The 24,817-nt window shown below is 45.1% G+C and carries 18 protein-coding genes; 7 read left to right on the top strand and 11 right to left on the bottom strand.

Annotated elements, in window-relative coordinates; all coding sequences use genetic code 11:
* Nucleotides 1-32 precede the first annotated feature (32 nt).
* The 6 genes from KAH81_02440 to KAH81_02415 form a co-directional block, all read right to left on the bottom strand.
* A complete protein-coding gene (locus KAH81_02440) occupies nt 33-3,050 on the bottom strand; it encodes a type IX secretion system membrane protein PorP/SprF (protein MCK5832504.1) in 3,018 nt (1,005 codons plus the stop codon).
* A 165-nt stretch (nt 3,051-3,215) separates the two neighbouring features.
* Nucleotides 3,216-3,644 carry a septal ring lytic transglycosylase RlpA family protein gene (locus KAH81_02435; protein MCK5832503.1) on the bottom strand — a complete coding sequence of 143 codons (429 nt, stop codon included), beginning with the start codon at nt 3,642-3,644 and terminating at the stop codon, nt 3,216-3,218.
* On the bottom strand, nt 3,645-4,562 hold the full coding sequence (locus tag KAH81_02430) for a dihydroorotate dehydrogenase (GenBank protein ID MCK5832502.1): 918 nt from the start codon (nt 4,560-4,562) through the stop codon (nt 3,645-3,647).
* A complete protein-coding gene (locus tag KAH81_02425) occupies nt 4,546-5,316 on the bottom strand; it encodes a dihydroorotate dehydrogenase electron transfer subunit (protein MCK5832501.1) in 771 nt (256 codons plus the stop codon). The genes KAH81_02430 and KAH81_02425 overlap by 17 nt, the downstream gene beginning before the upstream one ends.
* On the bottom strand, nt 5,306-6,262 hold the full coding sequence (dusB, locus tag KAH81_02420) for a tRNA dihydrouridine synthase DusB (GenBank protein MCK5832500.1): 957 nt from the start codon (nt 6,260-6,262) through the stop codon (nt 5,306-5,308). Before dusB ends, KAH81_02425 begins: the two co-directional genes overlap by 11 nt.
* Nucleotides 6,246-8,261 carry a hypothetical protein gene (locus tag KAH81_02415; GenBank protein ID MCK5832499.1) on the bottom strand — a complete coding sequence of 672 codons (2,016 nt, stop codon included), beginning with the start codon at nt 8,259-8,261 and terminating at the stop codon, nt 6,246-6,248. The genes dusB and KAH81_02415 overlap by 17 nt, the downstream gene beginning before the upstream one ends.
* Nucleotides 8,262-8,718: 457 nt before the next feature.
* On the opposite strand from KAH81_02415, the gene hypE reads away from it, so the two are divergent.
* The 4 genes from hypE (at nt 8,719) to KAH81_02395 (ending at nt 12,662) form a co-directional block, all read left to right on the top strand.
* Nucleotides 8,719-9,723 carry a hydrogenase expression/formation protein HypE gene (gene hypE, locus KAH81_02410; protein ID MCK5832498.1) on the top strand — a complete coding sequence of 335 codons (1,005 nt, stop codon included), beginning with the start codon at nt 8,719-8,721 and terminating at the stop codon, nt 9,721-9,723.
* A 110-nt stretch (nt 9,724-9,833) separates the two neighbouring features.
* Nucleotides 9,834-10,475 carry a 4Fe-4S binding protein gene (locus KAH81_02405; GenBank protein ID MCK5832497.1) on the top strand — a complete coding sequence of 214 codons (642 nt, stop codon included), beginning with the start codon at nt 9,834-9,836 and terminating at the stop codon, nt 10,473-10,475.
* Between the two features lie 407 nt (nt 10,476-10,882).
* A complete protein-coding gene (locus tag KAH81_02400; GenBank protein MCK5832496.1) occupies nt 10,883-12,130 on the top strand; it encodes a divergent polysaccharide deacetylase family protein in 1,248 nt (415 codons plus the stop codon).
* A gap of 136 nt (nt 12,131-12,266) precedes the next feature.
* Nucleotides 12,267-12,662, top strand: a complete 396-nt coding sequence (locus KAH81_02395) for a PTS sugar transporter subunit IIA (protein ID MCK5832495.1) — start codon at nt 12,267-12,269, stop codon at nt 12,660-12,662.
* A gap of 74 nt (nt 12,663-12,736) precedes the next feature.
* Here KAH81_02395 and KAH81_02390 read toward each other — a convergent pair whose 3' ends face one another.
* From KAH81_02390 to kbl, 5 genes are all read right to left on the bottom strand, one after another.
* The gene (locus tag KAH81_02390) at nt 12,737-15,739 is read right to left on the bottom strand and encodes an SMC family ATPase (GenBank protein MCK5832494.1); all 3,003 of its coding nucleotides are present in this window, start codon (nt 15,737-15,739) and stop codon (nt 12,737-12,739) included.
* Entirely contained in the window at nt 15,736-16,932 is a 1,197-nt protein-coding gene (locus KAH81_02385; GenBank protein ID MCK5832493.1) for an exonuclease SbcCD subunit D, read from the bottom strand. Before KAH81_02385 ends, KAH81_02390 begins: the two co-directional genes overlap by 4 nt.
* Before the next feature lie 202 nt (nt 16,933-17,134).
* A complete protein-coding gene (locus KAH81_02380; GenBank protein MCK5832492.1) occupies nt 17,135-17,719 on the bottom strand; it encodes an indolepyruvate oxidoreductase subunit beta in 585 nt (194 codons plus the stop codon).
* Nucleotides 17,720-17,747: 28 nt separating this feature from the next.
* Nucleotides 17,748-20,612 (bottom strand): S8 family serine peptidase, encoded by a 2,865-nt coding sequence (locus tag KAH81_02375; protein ID MCK5832491.1) that lies wholly within the window; start codon nt 20,610-20,612, stop codon nt 17,748-17,750.
* Between the two features lie 60 nt (nt 20,613-20,672).
* Complete coding sequence (kbl, locus tag KAH81_02370) at nt 20,673-21,866, bottom strand: glycine C-acetyltransferase (protein ID MCK5832490.1); 1,194 nt, start codon at nt 21,864-21,866, stop codon at nt 20,673-20,675.
* Between the two features lie 426 nt (nt 21,867-22,292).
* On the opposite strand from kbl, the gene KAH81_02365 reads away from it, so the two are divergent.
* From KAH81_02365 to KAH81_02355, 3 genes are all read left to right on the top strand, one after another.
* The gene (locus KAH81_02365; protein MCK5832489.1) at nt 22,293-23,498 is read left to right on the top strand and encodes an FprA family A-type flavoprotein; all 1,206 of its coding nucleotides are present in this window, start codon (nt 22,293-22,295) and stop codon (nt 23,496-23,498) included.
* A gap of 236 nt (nt 23,499-23,734) precedes the next feature.
* Nucleotides 23,735-24,007 carry a tautomerase family protein gene (locus KAH81_02360; GenBank protein ID MCK5832488.1) on the top strand — a complete coding sequence of 91 codons (273 nt, stop codon included), beginning with the start codon at nt 23,735-23,737 and terminating at the stop codon, nt 24,005-24,007.
* A 2-nt stretch (nt 24,008-24,009) separates the two neighbouring features.
* Nucleotides 24,010-24,708, top strand: coding sequence for a rubredoxin (locus KAH81_02355; protein ID MCK5832487.1), 699 nt, complete (start codon nt 24,010-24,012; stop codon nt 24,706-24,708).
* Nucleotides 24,709-24,817: the final 109 nt, after the last annotated feature.

Raw genomic sequence — 24,817 nt, 5'->3', positions numbered from 1 at the left:
CCGAGGGCCATTTTGTTAATTCAATATATGCCCTATTCAGCCTTAGACTGAGGAGAGACTTCTTCCCCGCCGGTTCCTTCCTTCTCCATCAAGAAATCAATAACAACACGACGGTTAATAGTCCTACCTTCAGGCAATTCGTTATCTCCAATCTTTTCTTCTACAAGCTTGTTATCCACCCACTTGGTAATTTCGTAAGGATCATTATTAGAATAGCCTTTGTAAGTAAGAGTGGTATTATGAGCACGAAGCCATGCCGAAAGCTCGGTGTTATCTGCGAGACCGAGAATATATATAAGATATCTTCTTAAATTCTCTTCCTCTTTTCTGGCGCGTTGAATTGATAACTCACGATTACGGTGCTCCATTCCTATAATATCGGTATGGCCGGATACAATAGCAGTAAGTTTATCTTTAGGCTCCAGTGCTTTTTCTATGAAACGTCTCGCAACATATTCAACCCTGCTCTCGAGGAATCCAGACTCGGAAATCTTCTCATCGAACGTAAACTCAACGATAACAAGAGTTTCCATCTGTTGCTGACGCTTGGTAACCTCGACCGCAATTGGATCAGATTTGGTAGTAAATGTCTGGCCAAGACGGTCGCGAATCTCGAGCTTGCAAAAATACTCTTCAGTAGGATTGATTAAATTCCCATCCTTATCTTTCCAGTCCCATGGAGCACCCTCAGGTATCTTACCACTACCAGCAGCGAGAATGCGGAAACTCTTATCCTTGGAATCTACAATTGACACGGTAAAGGTATCAACGCCTGCCTCGACATCGCTGGTAATATGAACGAAGTTCACCTGTTCCTGATTAAGCTCGTAACCCTTGGCGGCCATCGTTCCTTCGAGCGGACGATATATCAAACCCTCACCATCGATAACAACCTCAACCTTGCCGCGATCTGCATATTCGTCGGTGTTACCGCGAATAAATAGCCGCTTTCCGAACCTTTGAACAAAATCGTCTCCAAGTATCTCGCCAACCTTCTGCTTAACCTGAAATGCGCGGTCAAAGGAAAGCTTAACCCACTGGCCGGTATTGGAAACTTCATCGGATCCAACAAAACCTTCCATCTGGAAAATAACCTCAGGATTTCTTTCCATGACACTACGAATCTCTTCAGCTTTCTTACGCAACCCGTTAAGGCTCGCAGTCTCAACTCTATCCGAACCTTTATCGAAATAGATAACTGGTCTCCAGTCCTCAAAACCCTTAACTCGGGTTACCATCTGCGTTCTACGGTTTTCGGCCATCGATAGCGGAACATCCTTAGGCATATGCTCGACCGGAAGTCCGGCGCGTGGTCGGGAAGTGTTATATGTAAGAGGATCGACAACATGGATTCTATCTGTAGCAATTTGCTCGAAACGCATGAATACGCTGCGTGCAGCCTTAGCTCTATTTTCAGCAAGTCTATCACCGAGAACGGGCGTTACACCATCAGATTCAGGATCATAAAAACCATAAACATCTATATCAATGTCCGGATTGGTGCGAAGCCTTTGCCCGAGAATATCCTGAAGATGATGGAATCTCTCGTTGATACGTTCGTTACCGGGCGCAAAAAAGAAAATAGGCACAACCGGCTCCTCCTCGCGAACAAGGGTAACCTGGCTTATATCCAACGTATTCTCTATAGGCGTAACAGTTCCCTTAGGAAGACCGAATACGTCAACCTCGATAATACCTGTATTATTCTCCTCGTCAAACTCGCTAATATAGTCTCTCAAGGCAGGAAGAATAGTCCCATCATCATCGACGCTAGCATAAAGTTGAAAGTGGCCACGATCGGGTGCTGTCCATTTAAATTCAAGTTCCTTCGAGTCACCCTCATCAAGTTTTTCGTCCACACGAATAGGCTGGGTAGCCCGAATCCATCCCTGCGAAGGATCATCGTAATAGAGACTAACATAATAACTCTTAACCGGCCTCTCGCCCAAATTTTCGACCTTAGCTTTAACCGTGATTACTTCCCCGATCTGAGCATCACGAGGATAAACGGTCATATTGCTACTTCTGAGCGCAAGATCAAACAGCCTTTCAGGAGGCGGAAGAAAGCGAAGACTCGCTGATATCTTATGGCTTGTGGCACCGGTCTCACGAACCTCGGAAAGGGGATAAACAAACGCGTAATCGACCTGAAGATCAAGAGCCTTTTTGCTGCGATAAGTAAATCCAAAACTGGCCTCGGTCGGATCGTAACCATCGCCTCCAAGACTAGCATTATAGCCACCACGAAGTGCGATTGTCTTGCCGGGGAACCACCACTCTATACCATTATAATGATGGATTTCATTGCCACCATTAACCTCGTCCATAATATACTGAATATCCATAGCAGGAAGCAGTGCGTCTTGAATCCAATAACTCGCACCGGCACGGACTGTCATGGGTATAACACCATCTTCACCAACACCCTTGAAACTCATATCGGGTTGAGTAAGATTAGCGGCCATTAGACCGACAGAAAGCCTACGGTTAGGATGATACATAAAACCAACATCACCAGTGAAACCCAACTTGCTCCAACCATCATTGAAGAAAGGGTCGTCACGAGGATCAACAATGCTCATCCCGGGAGGGGCTGGCGAACCAGAAGAAAACGTGATATTATTCTGAACAACCTCGTTCCGAAGCAATCTTCCATTCACACCGAAGCTGAATTTCTTCCCTATACCGTGCGAATAACTGAGCGTAACACGCGATTCACGCCAGATGTTGGAAAAGAGCATGACAGCATTAACGCCCACATCGCCAGATCTACGGAAATGATGTATATAACCGAGCTGACCTTCGCCTATAGCGTCATTGTCAATACCCCAATACAATCTTGAAAACATACCGCTGATGATTCGCTCTTTGTAAAAACTCATACCAGCGGGATTCCATAGCGCCGCATTTCCGTCATCTGCAATAGCAACAAAGGAACGGCCCATTCCGAGGGGCCTCGCACCGAGATTATCCTCGACATCCTGTGCAAACAAAGCGGGAGTTGCGGCCAGAATAATAAAGAACACCAAAAACTTGAACATTGTTCTCATAACTAACCTCCCAAATGAGGGAATAATAATCCATAATTAACACTCGTTCAATAAGTATAAATAAACGTTTTTACATGCGCAAGAGCTTTTTAATTTAAATAATATAATAACCTATTCTTTTAGAGTTACTTTTAAATCTTTCTTGGACTTATAAATTCACATAACTCAGTCTCTATCAATCGAATCGATTATCCTAATGCTCACTAATCCTGTTCCTCTATCGAAAAGACCGATTTTCTCAGCCGCTGCCTTAGAAAGGTCCAAAACCCTAGCCTTCGCAAAGGGACCCCGGTCGTTAACAAGGACTTCAACGGATTTGCCCGTTTCCAATAAAGTCACTATTACTATAGTCCCGAGCGGAAGAGTGCGATGAGCCGCAGTAAGGGCATTCATATCAAAAATTTGACCACTCGAAGTTGGTCTTCCATGAAATTGATCTGCATAATAACTTGCAATACCAACCTGTTCATTAAATTCAAACTCCCCGGGATGACCACGCACAGGCCTTCTGGCAATATACCGGGGTGCAGCAATACAACTGCAAAAAAACAGTGAAACAGCAAGAAATAATGCGCCTAAACTTCTCTTTCTCATTTATCCCTCGGTTTTCAGACCCCCGGTTAAATCCGAAACCTTACTGACATCATAAAAATCACAATATTCTATTATCCCCTGTATAACTTCAACTGGCAAAACTGGTGTTCTGAAAATACCCGAGCCTATTTGGAAAGCACTCGCGCCGGCAAGCATGTGAGCGATGGCATCACTCGCCTCGGAAATACCGCCTATTCCAACGATAGGAACCCCCGGAAGTGCGCTATGTAACGTGAAAACCTTAGCTAAAGCTACAGGCCTTATAGCAGGCCCGGAAAGACCGGCGAAAACATTACCTATTCGAGGCACTCTCTTACCTATATCGATCTCCATGGCTTGCAAAGTATTAATTGCAGACAAAGCGTCTGCGCCCGCCTCGACAGCTGCTTTACCAATCTGCACTATATCTGTAACATTCGGAGTAAGCTTTACCCATAGTGGTTTTTCCGTCAGTGGGCGAACAAGCATAATAAGATCATTGACTACTTTTAGCGATGTCCCGAAGGCAAGACCTCCTTCTTTGACATTAGGACAACTTATGTTTATCTCGATAGCATCAACACAAGCTATAGGATCGAGCTTCTTAACAAGGGCAGAAAAGTCCTCAAATTTCTTTCCCGCTATACTTACAACGCAAGCACAATTCAGCTTCTTCAAGAACGGTATTTCCTGTTTAATAAAAGCGTCTATTCCTGGATTAGCAAGACCGATTGAGTTAAGCATTCCCGAGGGGGTTTCCCAGACTCTCGGTGGTCGATTACCCTCGCGCGGTTCTAACGTAACTGTTTTCGTAACCAGACCCCCGAGAATCGATAGGTCGAAAACCTCGGCATATTCACGGCCTACACCAAAACAACCGCTCGCGACAAGAACAGGATTCTTGAGTTTTAGCGAACCAACATTAACGGCCAGATCTATCATTTAAAGCCTCCCAATTGACCTTTTGAGCTGAAAAAACAGGGCCATCTTTGCAAACACGCTTATATCCGTCTTCGGTATAAATTACACATCCCTGACACGCACCAACTCCACAAGCCATTCGCTCTTCGAGAGAAACATAGCACTCAACACCGACGCTCTTGCACAATTCAGCTACCGCTGAAAGCATAGCCTCTGGGCCACAAGCATAAACCGGAGCTTTCTCAGTCTCGAGTTTTGCTTTTAATAGATCGACTACAGTACATCGAAACCCCTCGCTACCGTCATCGGTTGAAACCTCCCAAAAACAGGTCTTTTCACGAGAAAGATCGCATAACCAATCCCTGTTCGATTCACCATAGAGAAGCCGGGATTTTGGCCATTTTCTTTCAGCAAAAAGAAGGGGGGCTAAGCCTATTCCGCCGGCAACCAAAAAAACTTCACCCGATGGAGTCGGAAAACCATTACCCAGAGGCCCCAATATCTTTATTTGATCATTATCATCGACACTGGCCAATAAAGCTGAACCCAAACCAACAACTCGAATTAAAAGTTCGATCCTCCCCCATCCCGCACCAGCTATAGCGAACGGTCTGCGAAGAAAAGGGTCGGAAGTTGGAACTGATTGCCCTAACATCACAAATTGCCCCGGCACGGCAACCTCGGCAATACTAGGAGCATCGACAACAAGTCTCAATGTATCGCGCGCTACTATACGCTTTTCTGTTACACGACCGATAACATCAACTGGCACTTTTCCCTCTTTCTTTTTTTAGAAATTCAGCTATATCACTTGCTTTATCGAATTTATAGGCTTCGCTCCGAATTGCTCTCCCCTCCGGCATCCCTTTTGTGAACCAACCCACATGTTTTTTAACCAACTTGCCTGCCAGCAGATCACCAAAATATTCACCCATATCTAAAATGAATTCTGAACAGGCTGCAAGCCTTTCATCCAAAGAAGGCTCGGGTGGTATTTCGCCTCCAGTGAGCGCACTCGATACCTGAGAAAATATCCAAGGATTACCCAATGCGGCTCTTCCTATCATAACCGCCGAACAACCGGTTTCCTTTATCATCCTAACCGCGCTCTCCGCTGAATTTACATCACCATTTCCAATAATCGGGACCGGCGATAATTCGACGGCTTCGGCTATTTTGCTCCAATCGGCATGGCCAGAGAAACCCTGTTTACGGCTTCGAGCATGGAGAGTAATAAAAGCGGCTCCGGCATCCGAAAGACGAAGAATAGCCTCTTTGAATAATGACTCGTCATCCAGTCCAGTGCGAATCTTTGCGCTAACGGGAATGGAAACAGACTTAACCGCAGCGCTCATAATGCTCTCCATTTTGCTTAGATCCGCCATTAAGGAAACACCGGCGCCTTTTTTAATGACCTTTCTTGCAGGACAACCAAAATTTATATCGATACACTCAACACCAAGGTCTTCAATGATTGGAGCTGCTTCGGCTATTGCTGAAGGTTTATCGTCAAAAAGCTGAATACCTATCGGTTTGACTTTCCGAGCAATATCGAGAAGAAATAAAGTTTTCTGGGTTTTTCTGCGAACTCCCTCAGCGCTGATCATTCCACTAAAAACCAAACCCGCGCCATATTTCAATGCCCATGAACAAAATACGGTGTCGGAAATTCCTGCAAGAGGAGCCGATATTGTTTTATTATCAGGAAGAACCAGCATCTGAGCCGGACAATAGAAGTTTTTGCAAATGTTCGACCCTCTTTTCGACGCGGTCAATTTCGCTTGGCTCTGTAGTCCTATTAAGAATAGCTTTGTAAACCAAAATGGCCTTTTTTATCTCGCCTTGACCGGCATAAATCTCCGCCATAGTAACCGTCTGCATCTCAGGCTCGTCGGAAAGATCGGAATCATCAGCCTCTTCAACCACAACGGGATTTTCCTGTGGTGTTTCGACGGATTCTTCCCTTGGAGCTATTCCATCGAGTTCATCCGCAAAATCGAGTTCGGCGAACTCCGGCCCGCCAGGTTTATTGCTTGGTGGATTAAACTCGGTCGGCCCTTCAAAACCCTCGAGTTCGATTGGCTCATCTGCTGGTTGAAACTCATGACGAAATTCAAAAACCTCTTCATCGGAGTCCGAGGTCGGGCTATCCGAGATAGTCTCAGTAAATTGATATCCTCCAATACCCGTAATACTTTGCTCTTGCTCGGGTTCTGACGAACCCATGTCGAAAACAGGCAAATCGTCATCAGTTACATTTTCACTTTCGTCATTTTGCGAAATTGGTTCTGAAACGTCTTCCGAAAAGGCTTCTTCGGATTCTTCGACTTCTTCGATTTCCTCTGGCTCGCTAACTACCTCGATCTGCTTGAGAGCATCCTCAATACTGGAGTGCTTAATAGGAGCTGATTTTTGCTTTTCTGGTGGAGTAAAATCAAAGAAATCCTCCGAAGAATTTTCTTCGGCTTCTTGTGATTCTTTGTGGGATACCGGTGTCTCCTCGGGTGGAGACGTGAAATTGAAACCTGCACCGATTTCCTCGGCCTCTTCCTTATCTTCTGTAATATCCTGCAACCCAGCAACAGCAGAAGTTTCTTGTGCCCCTTCTTGAGAGGGGGGGGTGAAATCAAATTTCTTGGCAGGAGCCTCCGCATCAAATGATGGCATCTCCTCTTCAATAACTCCATGCTCGAACGCAGTTTGTTCCTCAATCTTGACCGTTTCCTCGGCTGCTGTGTGCGATGTTGGCGCTTCATCCATACCTAATGATGGCATATCGTCCGATCCTACATCGAATGCCGGGGCCTGTGTTTCTTGAGGGGGCGCCGGTTCTGGCTGCTCGGATACAGAAGTCTCCATCTCTCCAAGATCGAAGGCTGGCATTGAATCCTCGATAGAAGAAACGGCCTCCTCGAGTGAATTCTGGACCATCTTTTGCACGTTGAGGAAATTATCCGTTTTCGTGGGAACCACAGCAGCATGCGGTGTTTCAGGTGCTTTGGCTGTTTTGGGTGTAAATTCTTCTTCGCCACCCTTTGCAGGCTCAAGACTACTTTCTCGTTCGAGAAATCCCTCCCCCAGAGAAGGGAATTCCTCTAGCCCCAATCCCTTGGCTTCATCGCTACTGGAGATGTCCATCTTGAGTAGCTCTTCGAGTTCCTTCTCGACCGAGGCTATTTCGTTTAAGGACGGTCCCGAGCTGACCTTTGGGGTATCTAATTCGAGGCGCGTTGTGGGTGGTGAAATGGGCACCTGCGCTGAAGCAATCTCAGCCTTTTTTTCCTGCGGTGGCGGTGGTGCCTCTATATCATCAACCTCGACATTGAGGTTATTTAACTCCCGTTTCGCCTTTTCATCGAAAGGATCTATGCAAAGAAGCCCCTTGAGGCGTTCTATACCATCCTCTGTATTACCTTGCTTAAAATCTATTCTGGCGATTTCCCACAGTGCTACAGCATTCCCCGGGTCTATACGAAGAACGATCTCGAATCTATCGCGTGCTTCTTTTAAATAACCAGCTTTCAATAGCGCACGTGCCAGCACTTGCTGGCCAGTAGAATACGTAGGATTAGCCCCAACGCCCGCAGTGAGAACCTCGAGGGCTTTGCGCAGATTCCCTTTTTTGATATAAGTATCACCTAGCCGGGCAAAACGCGGATCGCCTGGATTTTCTGCTACTAGCACTGAAAAGACGGTGATTACTTGTTCATCGTTCATATTAAAACCAAGGTATAATTTTATTAAAAGTAAATAATTTATTGTTATTTGTCAAGGTTTTGTCCTTTCCGTTTGTTAAAAGAATTTCAATTTTATCCTTCAAGCTTACATAACTACATTCATTTTTCCCTTCTAGTAATATTTTTTTCATTCTTCTTATTTCATGTGCCAAAATTTGTTCCTGTGCCCGGAATATTGATTACAGAATAAAATCGAGGTAAAAATGATCTCGCCCTGAGTCTTCACACCAAGCAAGAAAAACCTTATTTCATCCATTCGCAGGAGAAATCCAGAACAAAAGCGCTCGATTCCTATGAACTGGAGAATATTATTCGCCAAAACCTAACTGCCTCAAACCACTAAAAAGCCGATTTTCATTTATTCTTTTGCGATTTACTTAATATGGTATATCAAGACTTCGTTGACTTTACAACATTAATATCTATTCTACAAGACTATGGAATTTAAGAAGCATATAAGACTCATAGATGGCGAAGGCGGAAGAGCCACAACTCGGCTTATTAAAGAGCTATTCATCCACAGATTTAATAATCCCATTCTCTCAGAGCTTTGCGATTCAGCTTCAATGGAATTAGGCCGGGAAAAAATCTCTTTCACCACCGATGCATTTGTGGTTGATCCCTCAAAATTCCCGGGAGGCGATATAGGCAAACTCTCTATCTGCGGCACTGTTAATGACCTTGCTGCCCTCGGAGCCAAACCTATAATGATTGCTGCAGCGTTTATACTCGAAGAAGGCCTAGCCCTAATCGACCTGGAGCACTATGTCGATAGTATGGCGCTTGCTGCCAAGAAATCAGGTGTGAATATTGTGGCCGGAGATACTAAGGTTGTCCCTAAAGGCAAGGGGGATAAAATCTATATCACAACTAGCGGTGTGGGTCTTATAAAAGATTTTCCGCGGATGCCCGCTTTGATTCAACCCGGCGATTCTCTGGTGATAAGCGGTGATATTGCGCGGCACGCTGCATCCGTGGTCGCCGCTCGCGAAGGGCTTCTCGGAGATCCTCCAATAGAGAGCGACTGTGCGCCACTTTGGAACATGGTGAAAGAAGCTGTTGATAAGGTTCCTCAGATACACGCTATGAGAGATCCCACACGCGGCGGTTTAGGGGGTATTCTAAACGAATTAGCATCTCAATCCGGGAATAGATTTGTAGTAAATGAAAGCGATATTCCAATTCTACCGCAAATCTATAACATGTGCGAACTTTTTGGATATGAACCGCTTTTCATGGCCTGTGAGGGAAGAATGCTCTTTATCGTCCAAAGTGAATATGCTTCGGATTTAATCAATGTGCTTAAGTCGCATGCCGAAGGCACAAATTCCGCGATAATAGGCCATGTGGAAAAAGGCGAGGGTGTGGTATTAAGAACTCCTTCGGGCGGTAAAAGGCTCTTAATCGAACCGGAAGGTGCACCACTTCCCAGAATATGTTAAGTTTTTCATAAAAAATCATACTCGTTTGTTCAAGAAACAAAGTAATAATCATAAGCGGAATTTATTCGAGTCTTTCGCGCCCGAGTTTCTTATTTTAAAGGGTAATTCTTATGTATAAAAAATATGTAACATTGATTGCTTTATTTGCTTTTACTATACTATCCCAGGGAATAGAAAATAAATATAAAGTCGATTCGGATAAATGTATCGGTTGTGCTCAATGTGTTCCTATTTGCCCAATAGACGCAATATCTATGGAAAAAGGGCGCGCAGTGATTGACCCATCAAAATGCATTTCCTGCGGTTTGTGTTCGCAAACATGCCCGATCTCAGCAATTTATAGAGATACAACAGCACAAGCTTCGAAGATTATCGAGGATAATAGCGAAGTAATGTCAAAAAATATCGAGCCATCCAGTTTGGTCGAACCGACAATAGCCGCTCAGAATACCTATGACAGTATTCCAAAAACAGAAGAAATAACTGAATATGAAGAGACTGAATACTCTAAACCTGTGTCTGAAAAAGAAGAAAAATCCGATGAATTAGAAACAGAAAAAACTCCATCGAATAAACCTCTTCTTGATTCAGCAAAGTGTATATCCTGCGGAATCTGCGCCCGAGTGTGTCCAACTGATGCCATAAAACTCATCGATGGTAAACCGGTGATAGATTCAGGCAAGTGTATTCTCTGTGGCAAATGCGTTAAGAGATGCCCAACCGAGGCCCTTTCCATGCCAAAAAATGAATAATGGCAGGATTTGTAAAAAATAATTTATTCCATGCTAGCCTTCGGCGTTAAGAACATGGGATTTATTCGCCGATAAAAACGCATTCGAAAAAAGAATATTATAAAATCGTAAAAAAAATCACCTGTGGCTACGGTTTTTATTGCAGAAGAGGAAACATTTTCATTATATTAAAAAAACAAATTGGAATCTGTTGGAATTACCGAACTTGTAGAAATTGAGGATGTTGCTGGAAATTTATGGTTATTTGTAATAGGTGTAATGCAAAACACTTCTTATTTTCGATCACGCGGTTTGAATGTTGTTGTCATTGCACTGGATTCAGAGATAATTAACACAATGCTAAAACTAATTTTAAAATATGTTTTAAAGAGCCATCTTCGGCACGATTTTTATTTCAAGGTTGATTAATGGCACAAATTTACCACAGAAAAAAACGTAGTAAGAAACCTCCATCTAAGGTATGGCGGCTCGTTGTTGGAATCGCCCTTGGCACAATAATTATCACTGCGCTTGTGTTTCTTCTTTACTCAGTATTTCACCAAAAGACTTCCGAAACCTCACCTTCTCCTGTAATCGATACAATAAACTCCAACGACGAAGCAAATGAATCGATAGCCGAATACACAGTTAAAAATGGCAGTAAACAACCGACCACCGAAGATAACCTAGATGAGGCACTCTTTAATGCCTTAGCCAAACTTGGTGCACCCAAAAGTGAGCTGCATATTCGCAAAGCCGGCCAAATTGAGGGTTTAGGCAGAGACCTTATTGAAATACGCGCGGAAATCTCGCGCGCATTCCCAATGTCTATGGCCAATCACCTTATCCAATCATCGTGGAGAAGTGCCGGAGGAGAAATAATCGACTGTATTGAAAATAAACTCGGGCGCCAAATAACAATTCAAGCAGGTTTCGGAGGCATAATCACACGGCGAATAAAAGTCTCAAGAGAACAAAAAGAACCCCTTAAAGGCAAGGTGTGCTTAGTTATAGACGACTTTGGAGCGCTTCCTCTCAATAAAATAAAGGGATTTCTCGACCTGGGAATTCCATATACTGCCAGCGTTATGCCTTTCGAAGAATTTACACCGGAGGTTTATGCAGCACTTGTTGCAAAGGAGATCGAGATAATAGTCCATATGCCGATGGAACCGGATGCTTATCCAAAAGTAGATCCCGGGGAAAAGGCTATTTTCGTCGATTTACCCGAGAAAGAAATTATAAAACGCATCGAAACAGCTATAGCCAACCTTCCAAAAGCAGTCGGTATTAACAACCACATGGGAAGCAGGGCTACTGCGGACAAAAAAACCATGTGTATTGTTGGAAAAGCGCTTAAAAATAGTGGGCTTTTTTATATCGATAGCCGAACCTCGGTTTACACATGCGCCGAAGAGGAAATCGGAAAGTGCGGAATACCAGTAACTTCACAGGATGGCAATATAGATGTCGTGGACGACACCTCGGCTATTGCGCGTAAATTCATCGATTTGGCATTAAGAAGCAGGGAAACCAAAGATGGTATGTTAATAGTCGGCCACGCGCGCCCAAATACTATAATAGCAATCAAAAGAATCTTACCAAGCCTAGATAAATGGGGAATAGAATTCGTATCTGCGAGCGAGATGGTATCACATAGATCGATAGAGGAATAACACGGCAAAAGAAGCGAAAATATCCAGACTCCTGACCACGGAGACAATCCGACTCGAGCTCGAGAAGCCACAAGAATGGCACGAGATATCAGTCGAAGCAGATGAAGATGAGCCGGGACTTCCTTCTGTGGTGCAAATGCGCGAACAGGTCATCGAAGAACTGGTCGAAATCATCTGCCCATCGGGTAACATTCAACATAAGCGCAAGATTCTAATCGACCTTATTAACCGCGAACGCAAAGCATCCACCGCGATAGACCACGGCATAGCAATTCCACATGTTCGCACTATACACGCTCGCGATCTCACCTTAGGTTTCGCGAAAACGAGTTACCCGATCGACTGGGATTCTAACGATGGCAAACCGGTGGACCTTTTTTTCGTGATGGTTTCTCCGCCTTACGATGACAAAATCTACCTTAGAATTGAATCGAAACTCGCGAGTATCTTGTATTCTGCGGAGATACGCAAAGAGCTGCGCGAAGCCGAAAATCCCGGCGAGATAATCCGAATACTCCGTTCAGCCGAATAGCCCTAAATAGGGATTTAATCTATCTATTCACATTTCATAAGGCGTATTTAGACCGATTCAAACCTCTGTGGTGGCTAAACATAAATATTCAGATAGCTTCCTCTTTTCGTGGTCTTCCTGACCTCGACTATCTGGTCGAATTCCTCTTTCAAGCTTTCAAGATGTGTAACCACGAGTATCAATGAAAACTCATTTTCCACCGAACGAAGCGCCTCGATTAACAGCGCGAGCCCTTCGCTATCCTGAGTGCCAAAACCCTCATCGATTATTAGCATGGAAAGCTCGGCGCTGCTTCGCTTTGCAAGGAAACGTGAAAGCGCCAGACGCAATGCGAAATCGACGCGAAAACTCTCGCCACCAGAATAACTTTCGTAAGGGCGCTCGCCATCGGAGTCGGAGATTCGCAAACGAAGATCGTCTTTATCCTCTTCGGGTGAAAGATGCACCGCCATCTCTTCGCTGGAAAGAAGAGCAAGTAGCTCGTCTGCTTCTCGCTCTATCTCCGGAAGCGAATGCGAAATTACGAATGCCGGAACGCCATCTTTACCCATTGCTGTTGCTAAAAGGCGGTGAATTCGCTCTTTATCGAGGAGCTCAGTTAATTTTCCATCGGTAGTAATAAGTCTTTTTTTAATTGACTCGAGGGTTTTGACCTCTAGCTCCGCTTTCGATAGCTCAATAACGCAAGCTGTAAAATCCTTTGCGATAGTGGCGTTCTTTTGTTCCACTAATTCGATTTCGTGCAAAAATTTGGTGGAATCTGGCATTTGCGACATGAGTATTTCGTTCTTTTTCTCGGCTTCTTTTTTGCGAATTTGCATGGAATGAAGCTTTTCCCGAGTTCTAATTGCCCTTTTCTCTATCTCCATCGCGGTATTTTCGACCATCTCTATGGAGTGAAGTCTCTCGATAAGAGATTTAACAGCGGAAAGCTTATCCTTCAAGGCTTTATGCTCATTTTTATCATATGCTATCTCGGCAAGGCGATGTTTCAATTCGTCAACTTTCGATATGTTTATCAAAACCTCCGAGCAAGATTCGAAATTATCGCGTTCTTTTTTAAGAGATAACTTTATTTTATCAAACTTGACTTGAAGATTTTCAGCCTCCTTTTTAAACTCGGGAAGTCTAAGGAATTCGTATTCGCTTTCGCGGAGGGAATCGAGCTTCTCAAAGGAACTTGTGATAAACTCCTCCGAAACGGCCTTTCTAGTATATTGTTCTTGCAGGCTTTCAAGTGCTTCCCGTTCCTCGGGAAGAAAATCCGAATCCGCAAGAGCTTGCTCGACAGTATTAAGGCTGTCTTCAAAATCGGTCTTTTCTTTTTGCTTCTTTTGGAGAGAATATAGTGTGGCCTTTTTTTGGAGAAGTTTATCGCTTAGTTCAGAAAGGCTTGAAGATTTTGCCTTTAATCTTTCGCCACGAGACTTAATTTCATCGAGAGCGAGAGCAATTTTATTAAGTTCTTTTTTCTTTAAGATAAGAACTCGTTTATTACTATCGAGTATTGCAAGTAGATCGATAAAAACCTTGCCACGATGCTTGTCATCGAGTGGCTGGCCGCAAAGAGGACATTCACTGGATCCCGATGTTTCTATCAACGAAACTTTATTAGATTCCTCCTCGATTTGAGTTTCGAGTCTTCCAATTTCCGCTTCGATTGCCGCTTTGGCGCTGCTTTTTTCTGTCCAAAGGGCACGAGTGCTTTCAAGTTCCACTTCCAGGTCTCGTAAGCCGATAATCTCTTTCCCTAAAACATCAATCTCGACGATGAGTTCATCGGGTTTATGAGAAAGAATATCCTTTTGAATATCCTCTATTCTCTTTCGATAGTTATTGGCAGTATCATCGAGCCTTCTTTTTTCAGCGGAAATATTCGCTGTAAGTTCAATAATGCGGTTTTTAAGATGATCAGCCTCTTTTTTCACCCTTCTCAACGATTCGACAGTCTTTGTAACAGCAACGAACTCTTGGTGCTTCTCAGTCAAATCAATCTCTCTCGATAGAATCCGCTGTAATTTATTGATCTCGCCGCGAAAACCTCCCGCTTTCGTTTCGAGAAGGGCGATACGGTTTCTATGATCACTTTTCCATTCAGCGATTATCTGCTCTTCGCGTGTTAAATCTTGGCGAAATTCGGCCGTGGAAACAAAGGCAATCTCGAGCTCAGCAAATCGCTTTTCCTTGTCTTTAAGGTCATCGAGTTTAGACAAAATGGCCTGTTTGTCTTTGATTTTCACCAGAATATCTTCGAGACGCCTATCATCGGAGGCTATCTCCTCGATTAGACCTCGTATTTCATTTTCTATAGCCTCGATGGCCGTTTCACCGGAGGTTATCTTGTATTTGAGATGGTCTATTTCCTTTTTCCTACGATTGATGATTTCGAGTTCGCTCTTTGCTTTCTCGCTGCTTTTTTTCAGGATCGAATAATTTAATCGGCATTCATCGAGGCGTTCTACAGAGGGCTCGAATGATTCAATCTCAGCTTCGAGCCTTTCAATCTCCTCTTGGCGAGCCCGTTTTTCCGATTCCATTTCTCGGACACGACTGCGCGCAATACGTGATATCTCCTCACAAAGAGAGATACCAAGAATCTTGGAAAAAAAGGCCTTTCGATGGGCTGGAGACATTGTCGAGAAACGACTCGCTTCGCCTTGAACAAAAATACTTGCAGAAATGAAATCATCATAACCCATATGAAGAATTCGTGAAATTGCGTTATCGACATCACGAACACCCTCTGCGATTATCTCCGGCGAGCCGTTGTCTAAAATGGCAAGTTCCGCCGAAGCAGTCCTGCGAGAACCTTTTAGCTCCCTGATTAGCCTGAAACGCTTGTTGTCGGAATCAAAAATAAGTTCGACGCGGGCACCAGCAGATTTTGAATTGATTAGACTGGGGTTATTCCTCGCACTGGATTTACCGAAAAGTGCCCATAAAAGCGCCATTACAATGGAGGACTTACCGGAACCATTCGGGCCGATAACACATGCCCTTCGAATACCGGAAAAATCGAGAACAACCGCTTCGCGATAACTCCTGAAACCCTCGATAGTTAGACAAACGGGCGTCACCTCTCCGAAACCTCCTCAGCTATTAGCCTTGCAAGCTCCATTAGCTTGTCTTTATATGGTAAATATTCAGGTGTTCTCTTCATATATTCCTCGAGAGCGGAAAAAGGAGTAAAAGCCTTGAATAACAACGATTTATCATCCTCGGAAACAACTTTACGTAGAACCTGAATATGAAAAGGTTTGGTCAATTTTGGCCGAATGTTTCGTCCATCGATGGGCGGATCGCCTTTTTGTTGAGTAATCAATATCCTAAGTATCGCTCCCTCGAGATCGAGAGACCTCACACGCTCGAGAACCGATTCCGTTGGTTTCGGAAAACCGGAAAGGTCCATCTCTATTGAAATAAAAGGTCTCGCAGGCGTCTCGATAAAAGTCCATGAGGTCAAATCACCGTCAATTTCGACCAAAATCGCGCCTTTTTTTTCTTTAGATTCTGTAAAGTCGGTTCTATCTATACTTCCAGAGTAAAGCGCGAGTGGGGAATTCCATACAATATTGTGAGAATGAACATGACCTAGCGCTATATATCGGAAAGGAACTCTAACAAGAGTCTCGGCACGGCAAACCGGCTCGCCGCGAATATTATATCTTCCGCAACCTGCTATATTTGCTGTCCAAAGATGCGCAGTTAGAATAGGAATCGAATTCTCCGGTATTTCAGCAACAAGACGATTAAGAAGATCAGATATGTATTTATCCCAAACAAGCGAATTGGCAGATAGGTCCTTAATCGGGAAGCCCGCAGCCTCCATTTCACTACGCAACGGCCATGGAATACCCACAACCGAAATGGTCTCGTCCCCAATATCTATTGATTTAACCCCAGCAGATGTGAATAGGTGAAAAAATGGTATCTTCAGCGTATCGATATGAGTGAGCGGTGAAGCACGCCCTGGCGATGTGGGGCGCTCGTGATTACCAGCTATGGCAAAAATATGAATGCCATTTTCCGAGAGTTGGGCGATGAATTCTGCAAAAACATCCTCCTCGGAAGGAGTAGGCGATTTTGTGTGGTAGATATCTCCTGCAATAACTACTGCGTGTGCTTTTTCTTCAATAGCCTTATTCGAGAGGTAACTAAGGCATTTGCGCTGATCGTCAAGGCGTGAGTTAACCGAGCGCGTGGGATCCCAGCGCCCATAGCGACGATCTCCGATGTGAACATCGGCGATATGAAGAATTCGCAGTGTCAATTCAGCCCTCAGGCTATGTGGGTTCGCACGAAATATTCTATCGAGCGGTCATAGGTCTTCTCCTGCTCTTTATTAAAATAGCAGGCCGGAAGCTCATTCCTTTTTCTGTGATAGGCAATGCACTCACAACATTTACCCTTTTTTTCGCATGGATATGTGCAATTGCATTCGCGAAGGTTAATTGCTTCTCGGTCGCAGGACATTATTTACCTGCAGCCTTTCTTCCTAAATCGAAGGCCTTAAGATTCATCTCGACGAACTTTGGTGGAACTCCGTTTTCGATGGCTTGTTTCCATAGATCCATCTCGAAAGGCAAAAAGGAACTCAAAGCACCCAGAAGGACTACATTAGTGGCCCTAGTGTTACCGGCCTCTTTTGCTATATCCATACCCGAGATGAGAAGCGCATTTGGGATCGCAGCGTGTATTCTATCCCAAGCATCGGCTGGATAATCCATAACACCTGCAGCAACTGGCGCGGGGGCTATCTCCTGATTATTAACGATAACCATACCGCCGGGCTTAACAAAGTTGATATATCTCAAGGCTTCGAGTTTCTCGAAAGAAAGAAGAACATCGGCCTCGCCCTTATTAATAATGGGCGAATGAACCTTATCGCCAAACTTAACATGGCCGACAACACTTCCGCCACGCTGGGCCATCCCATGAACCTCGCTTTTTTTAACATCCATTCCAGTCAGACGCGCGGTTTCACTGAGAAGCTCACTCGCGAGTAGGATACCTTGACCACCGACTCCGGTGATAAAAACGCCTTGAACGCTATTCATGTTCCCCCTTTGTGAACTTAAATACTATTTATTTGACATATATAATCTTACTACTAGCATGTTTGCCCAACGCAGATACCCGATAAAGGTAAGTCCCTGTGGGAAGGCGGTCGCCGTTTTCAAGTTTGGCATCCCAACGAATAATATTTGGCCCGGACTGGGCCTCTGGGATAGAGAAATTACGCACAAGCCTGCCACTTAGGTCGAAGATATCGATGTCCACCTTAGCTGGCTCGGGAATATCGAAACCTATAGCCACTGCGCTGTTGAATGGATTCGGAAACGGAGGCATAAGTTTTAGAGTATAAGGCTTAATCGGTTGCTCGGGAACATCCCAAATATATGAAATATTAGCCCAGTTCAATGCTCTGTCGAGGAAGGTACAACGAATACTATCGCTTAAACCCTCAATTCCAAACTCGAGAAGCATGGATTTCCAACCAGTTGGGGATTCATATCTCACTGCGCAGGTAGAATCCGCAAGATCGCCGGCATCATAATACATCATGGGGATTCCATCGCCAATAGCGCTACAGCTTCCCATAAATCGTTGATTCACTGCGCTACCGCCGCCGAATGCTATGTTATCCTCGATGCCATCACCGATAATGTCTCCATCGACACCTTTGAGGTTCATAACGAGAGATAACGCCACAACATCGACTTCATGTTGAGCACCAAAATTGCTCGTAAGCCATGAAGGCGTAGCCATCTCAGGAAGATCTTGCCCGGTCAACATGAGAAACCTGCCCCCCTCAGCGGTAAGCCAGGTTTCAAGATCGGATTCGATTGATCCGGGGAGGACATCCATACCAGAAACATCGCCGGTGAGATAAATTATAGCACGATGGCGGTTCATAATCTCCGTAGAAAGACCTTCGGGGATATAAACACTATCATAAGGCACTCCACCCCAACGAAGCGAGCCCATGACTTTATTGATATATGTAAAGGTGGTATCTACCGAGGCTACGAGAAGCTCGGGGTAACCTACCATAACCCGGAACGTCGACATAAGAATGTAACGGTCAGGTGTTGTGAGTTTAACATCGAAATTGACATAGTGCCCATAACGATATGCAGGGTCCATCTTGAAAACAATCGGATCGGTATCGTTTGAACCATTGCTTCCGCGTGGGATTGTGCCAATTGTTGCCATGCTGTCGAGCATAATGATTAGGGTGTCTTCGGTAGTGACAGTCAACTCGACACCAACAGCGGCAGCCCACGTAGGGTCGTTGCTGTTTTCGTATGTTAGAGTGACTACCACTTCTTCATCAGGTTCGGGGCGTCCATTGGCGTTTTCATCGTCGAAAGCAACTTCGGTGAGGGTTAGCGACGGGAATATACCTGCGGCAAGAGCCTTGAAAACATTGATCCGCCCGGTGCCGAGTTGCGAATCGGCCTCGAAAGAGCCATTTCCGTGGACGTCGTAAATGTAGTCGGTGTAATCTTCGAGACGGTTACGAATCCAGTGGTTCGAACTGTCGGGGAAGAAACTCCAGAGCAGTGCCGCGCAACCCGCGACGACCGGTGCCGCCATGCTCGTCCCCTGGAAATCTGCATACCCCGAGGCGAAGTTAGATGACCATCCCATATCGCATGGCGCCGGAGGGCATTCATAAAACGTCGGCACGGTCGCGCCGATGTCAATTCCCGGCGAGGAGATGTCCACCGTCGGGCTATAATTTGAAAAATAGGTCTTTTGGTCCGATTGATTTGTTGCCGCGATAGCGATAACCTCCGGATATGCCGAAGGATAATGTGTTAAATCGGTGTCGTCGTTGCCGGCGGCCGCCGTTATCAGTGCACCCCAGTCGTTGACTATGGTGTCGATGATCGCGTGGACAAAATGGCTCGAGTCGTCGCCGCCATAGCTGAAATTGAAAATCCTACAACCCATAGAAACGCCGTATTGAAGGCCGCGAAGGACGGCGTCGTTTTGGTTGTAGCCGTTGCAATCGCGAGAGTAATAACCGGCGCGGAGACACATGATCTGCGTATGCCATGTAATTCCGGCGATACCGATATGGTTATTCGCCTCGGCGGCCATCGTGCCGGTGCAGTGCGTTCCGTGGCCGTTATAACGGAAATCGTTAGGATCATTATCGTAATCGAGGCCGTCCTCTTTAATTAATGGGTCTGTTGGATGGCGATAAGCGTCGGTATAAACTCCAGTAACGAAATCGTAGCCGATGAAATCGTCGATATAGCCGTTGCCGTCGGTGTCCCATGTCGAATCCGGGAACGAGTCCGGCAGTTGTTGAATATCGTCGGGATCGAATCCCTCGCCGGGGATGAAAACGATGCCGTCGCCGTCGAGGTCTTCGCCCAAATTTTGCCAGATCAGATTCGTCAGATCTTCATGGATATAATCGACGCCCGAATCTACCGCAGAAAGAATGATCGTCGTGTCGCCCTGCGTGAAATCCCAGACCCTATCCGCGCCGACCTTACGGACATACCATTGGTGTCCTAAATAGAACATATCGTTGGGAGTTGCGCAATGCGAACCGCGAAAGTTCGGCTCGACTATCTTAACACCCTTGACGTCCCTTAAGGCTTCGACTGCCGTGGGAACATCTGTGACGTCGGGATCGAAATAGAACTGGAACCATCTCTCAACCCAGTGCCAACGGCGGCGATATTCCGGGTTCGGCGCTATAGGGATTATTCGTTGCCATTGCTCGATTCCAAGGTCTCTACAGATAAGATCGAGTTCCGGCCATCCCGTTGTAACAAAACCATCATTATCAATTATTGGGTCTCCGAATTCGTTTTGCTCGACTTCGATGAGAACCATACCGGGCGCCCAGCGGGTTGGGTCGTCTTCAGATATCGCAGAAAAGGCTAAAGCTATCACTGCAATTATCGGGAGGATTGAAATTCGCATTACTTCTCCATGACAATTGGGTTGTAAATTATAAGAATATATTTGAGAGGGTTGGATTTGTCAAACGCAAATGCCGAGTTTCTTACCAACCTTACCAAAGGCTTCTATAGCGAAGTCAAGATGTTCTTTTGTATGAGATGCGGAAATTTGCACCCGAACGCGAGCTTTGCCTTTAGGAACTACAGGGTAATAAAACCCGACGGCATAAATACCTTCTTCGAGGAGAGCATCGGCGAACTGATTAGCGAGACGGTCTTCGGGTAGCATTATAGGTGTAATTGGATGATTACCCGGTTTAACATCGAGGCCCAGGCTGGAAATTTTATTCCTAAAATATTTAGTATTTTCGGTGAGTCTATCGACAAATTCGGTGGTTTCTGTGATTATGTCGAGGACTGCCAAGCTTGCGCCGACTGTGGCAGGAGCAATCGAATTCGAGAAAAGGTATGGTCTCGATCTCTGCCTGAGAAGCTCTACTAGCTCCTTGGGCCCACTGATGAAACCTCCGTTACCGCCCCCAAGCGCTTTGCCCAGCGTCGATGTAATAACATCGACCTTGACACCGCGATATTCGGGTGTGCCTCTTCCTGTTTTTCCTATAACGCCGGTAGCATGCGAATCGTCAACAGCAAATAGAGCACCATATTTCTCAGCCAATGGCGCGATTTCATCGAGTTTAGCTATATCGCCATCCATTGAGAAGACACCATCGGTGATAATGATTTTATTGCGGTAACATTCGGCCTGTTTAAGTTTTTTTTCGAGGTCTTCCATATTGCCATGCTCGAAGATGAATCGTTTGCCCCCGCGAGTGAGGCGAATGCCATCGATAATACTAGCATGATTCAGAGTGTCAGTAATGATGGCTGAGTCATCAGAGTTATAAAAAGGAACAAATAGGCCTCCATTGGCATCGAAGCAGGCAACATATAGAATTGTATCTTCCATTCCTAAAAATTCAGATAGGCGACGCTCGAGTTCTCGGTGAATATCGAGGGTTCCACAAATGAATCTTACAGAGGATAGGCCATAGGAATATTTTTCAATACTCTCTATCGCTGCTTTTTTTATGCGTGGGTGATTTGCGAGACCTAGATAGTTATTAGAACAGAAATTCAACACCTTGCGCCCACCACTGATTGTTATTTCGCTCCCCTGGCCCGATGTTATTATGCGTTCGGTTTTCCAGAAGCCATCATCTTTAATTTGGTGGAGTTCTTCTTCGATTCTTTTTTTCAGGAATTGATAAGACATTTTTTCTCCAAATCACCTAAGGAGTGGCACAGTCGAGGCTACTTTTGTATGTCCCGAATATTAACGAGTTATTATATGATTTGTCTTGAGAATTTCAAGACTATAGAAGTATTCTTTTTACTTTTTTCGTATTATTTATTGCCTTACAACAAGTTAGAACAGATGAACACCTATCTCAATTATCTCTTTTCTCGCCGAAAACCGCTGTCACGATTTTTGCTATTTTAACCATTACTAATAATAGCTAAATTTCCTCGCGCAAAAATCCCTTTGCCCACACCCGCGCCAGCGGTCTTTGTTATTGTTTTCAATTATCATTATTTTTTGCATATTAAATTCATTATTTTAATCTTATAGTTCGTTCTTGCCAAAACACAATTTTAATTTATACTTTTAGATAAAGATGGACTTTTGCGAAAGGCTATTATGTCTGAAGTATTTAAGGCTATTAAAATTACAGACCGCATATACTGGGTTGGAGCGATAGACTGGAAGATTCGAGATTTCCACGGTTACGACACGCCTCGAGGCTCCACATACAATGCATATCTTGTGATGGGCGAAAAAATTGTTCTTTTAGATACAGTGAAAGCACCGTTCAAAGCAGAATTATTATCGCGGATAGCCTCGGTGGTCGATCCACAGGATATAGATTACATAGTCTCTAACCACTCCGAACCTGACCACACCGGTTGCCTTAAGTCAGTGATAAGTGAAATTAAACCAAAGAAAGTTCTTGCCTCTAAGATGGGGAAAAAGGCGCTTTTTTCTCATTATGGCATCGAAGTCGAAGCCGTTTCCAGTGGTGACTCGCTCGACCTCGGAGGCGTTACGTTAGATTTCATCGAGACGCGCATGATACACTGGCCGGACTCTATGGTAACCTATATCCCAGAGGAAAAAGCACTTATCTCTCAGGATGCTTTTGGGATGCATCTCGCGACTGGTGAGCGTTTCGCCGAGCAGTTCGATGAGGCTCTTCTACGCAACGAATCGGACAAATATTATTCTAATATTGTCTTGCCATATTCGCTGATAGTAAAAAAGGTTCTAAAGGACCTCGCTGGCCTCGGTCTTGACATAGAGCTTATATGCCCAGACCACGGCCCTATCTGGCGCGGCAAAGAGTGGGTAGAGAAAATCATTGGCTGGTATAGCGAGTATGTCGATCAGAAACCGACCATGAAAGCTGTCGTGATTTACGATACTATGTGGGGAAGCACGGAGATATTGGCGCGCTCGATTGCCGAGGGGCTTATTGCTGGCAACGCCTCGGTGAAGATTATCAACCTTCACCAGAGTCCACGAAGCGAGGTTGCCACAGAACTCCTTGATGCTGGTGCGCTGTTGGTCGGCTCGCCGACCCTTAACAACGGCATTTTCCCTACTGTTGCCGATGTGATGACATATATAAAGGGCTTAAAGCCGCAAAACCTTATCGGCACAGCATTCGGGAGCTACGGCTGGAGTGGTGAGTCGGTGGGCATTTTGGAGAAAAACCTCGACGAGATGAAGGTCGGGCGAACTCAGGAAAGCATAAAGATTAAATATGTCCCCACTAACAGCGACCTTATGAAGTGCCGTGAATTAGGCCTTAAGGTTGCTGCCGATATGGCCGAGAAAATCGAGTAGTGCGCTGTTATTTTAATTTTTATCCCAAGGTTCCCTGTCGGAACGTGGCCTCAACCGCTCCGCGTTTGAAAGACCTCAATGCGGTCCAATATAAACTGCGACGCAGGGCATTGTAGTAAAAAGTTTTGAAGTATTTAACAACCGAAAGGATAAGGATGCCCTTTATTGATTGCCGAATTTCGAAGATTTTGGTTGAAGAAGATTGTTCGAGGTTAAAGAGTGGTTTCGAAAAGATAATGGAAGAAACGGCTGGTAAAAGCAAAAAATATGTGATGATAGACATCTCCTGCGGCGAAAACCTCTTCTTCGGTGGGAATAAAGGAAATTGCACATTCTGCGATATTCGATTGCTTGGCGAGTTATCTAAAAAACAAAAAAACGAAATAACATCCCAAATAACCTGTCTAGTCACAGAAATCACTGACATAAGCGCGGATAGAATCTATGTTACTTTCGCCGAATATGACCGGGATAACTGGGGCTGGAACTCAAAAACCTTCGGAGAATAACTATGACTAATGCACTAGACTTGAGCGCCCTTTGGAATCTGTCCTATGGCCTTTATGTGGTTTCCTCGACCGATGGGACGCGTAATAACGGCCAGATAGCCAACGCGATCATTCAGGTGACCGCCGAACCACCGAAAATCGCGGTAGCACTTAATAAAAATACCCTAACTCACTCGTTCATCGATAAATCGCACCTGCTTTCGATATCTATCCTCGACGAGGAAACACCGATGACTATGATCGGCCTCTTCGGTTTCCGATCCGGAAGGGACACCGACAAGATGTCGCAGTGCATCCATCGCCTAGGGAACAACGGTTGCCCAGTGGTCACCGACCACACAGTCTCAACTATCGAGGGCAAAGTTGTGGACTCCCTCGATGTCGGCACGCACACGATTTTCATCGCCGAGATTATCGGAGGGAAGGTGCTTTCTAACAAAAAACCAATGACTTACAAATATTACCACACTGTCCTCAAAGGCAAAGCACAGGCCAACGCACCGACCTTTAGAGGCGATCAAAAAGAAAAACCGAAGGAGAATAAGATGAAATATGTATGTGATATCTGCAGCTGGGAATACGACCCCGAGACCGGCGATCCTGACAACGGCGTTGCCGCAGGAACTGCATTCGAGGATATTCCGGACGACTGGACATGCCCGGTCTGCGGTGCGACCAAAGACCAGTTTACCCCAGCATGATTGCATCGGGCGATCAAGCGGATCGCCCCTACTTCGCAACAACTAGCTCACTGGTGAACCTTTTTCTTCCACTGTGAAGAGAAAACCAAATGCACTTCCGATTGAATAT

The organism is bacterium, from assembly GCA_023145965.1.
Lineage (GTDB): Bacteria > UBP14 > UBA6098 > UBA6098 > UBA6098 > UBA6098.
Note: the sequence above shows the minus strand (reverse complement) of the source record. Positions and strands in the feature narration are given on the sequence as shown.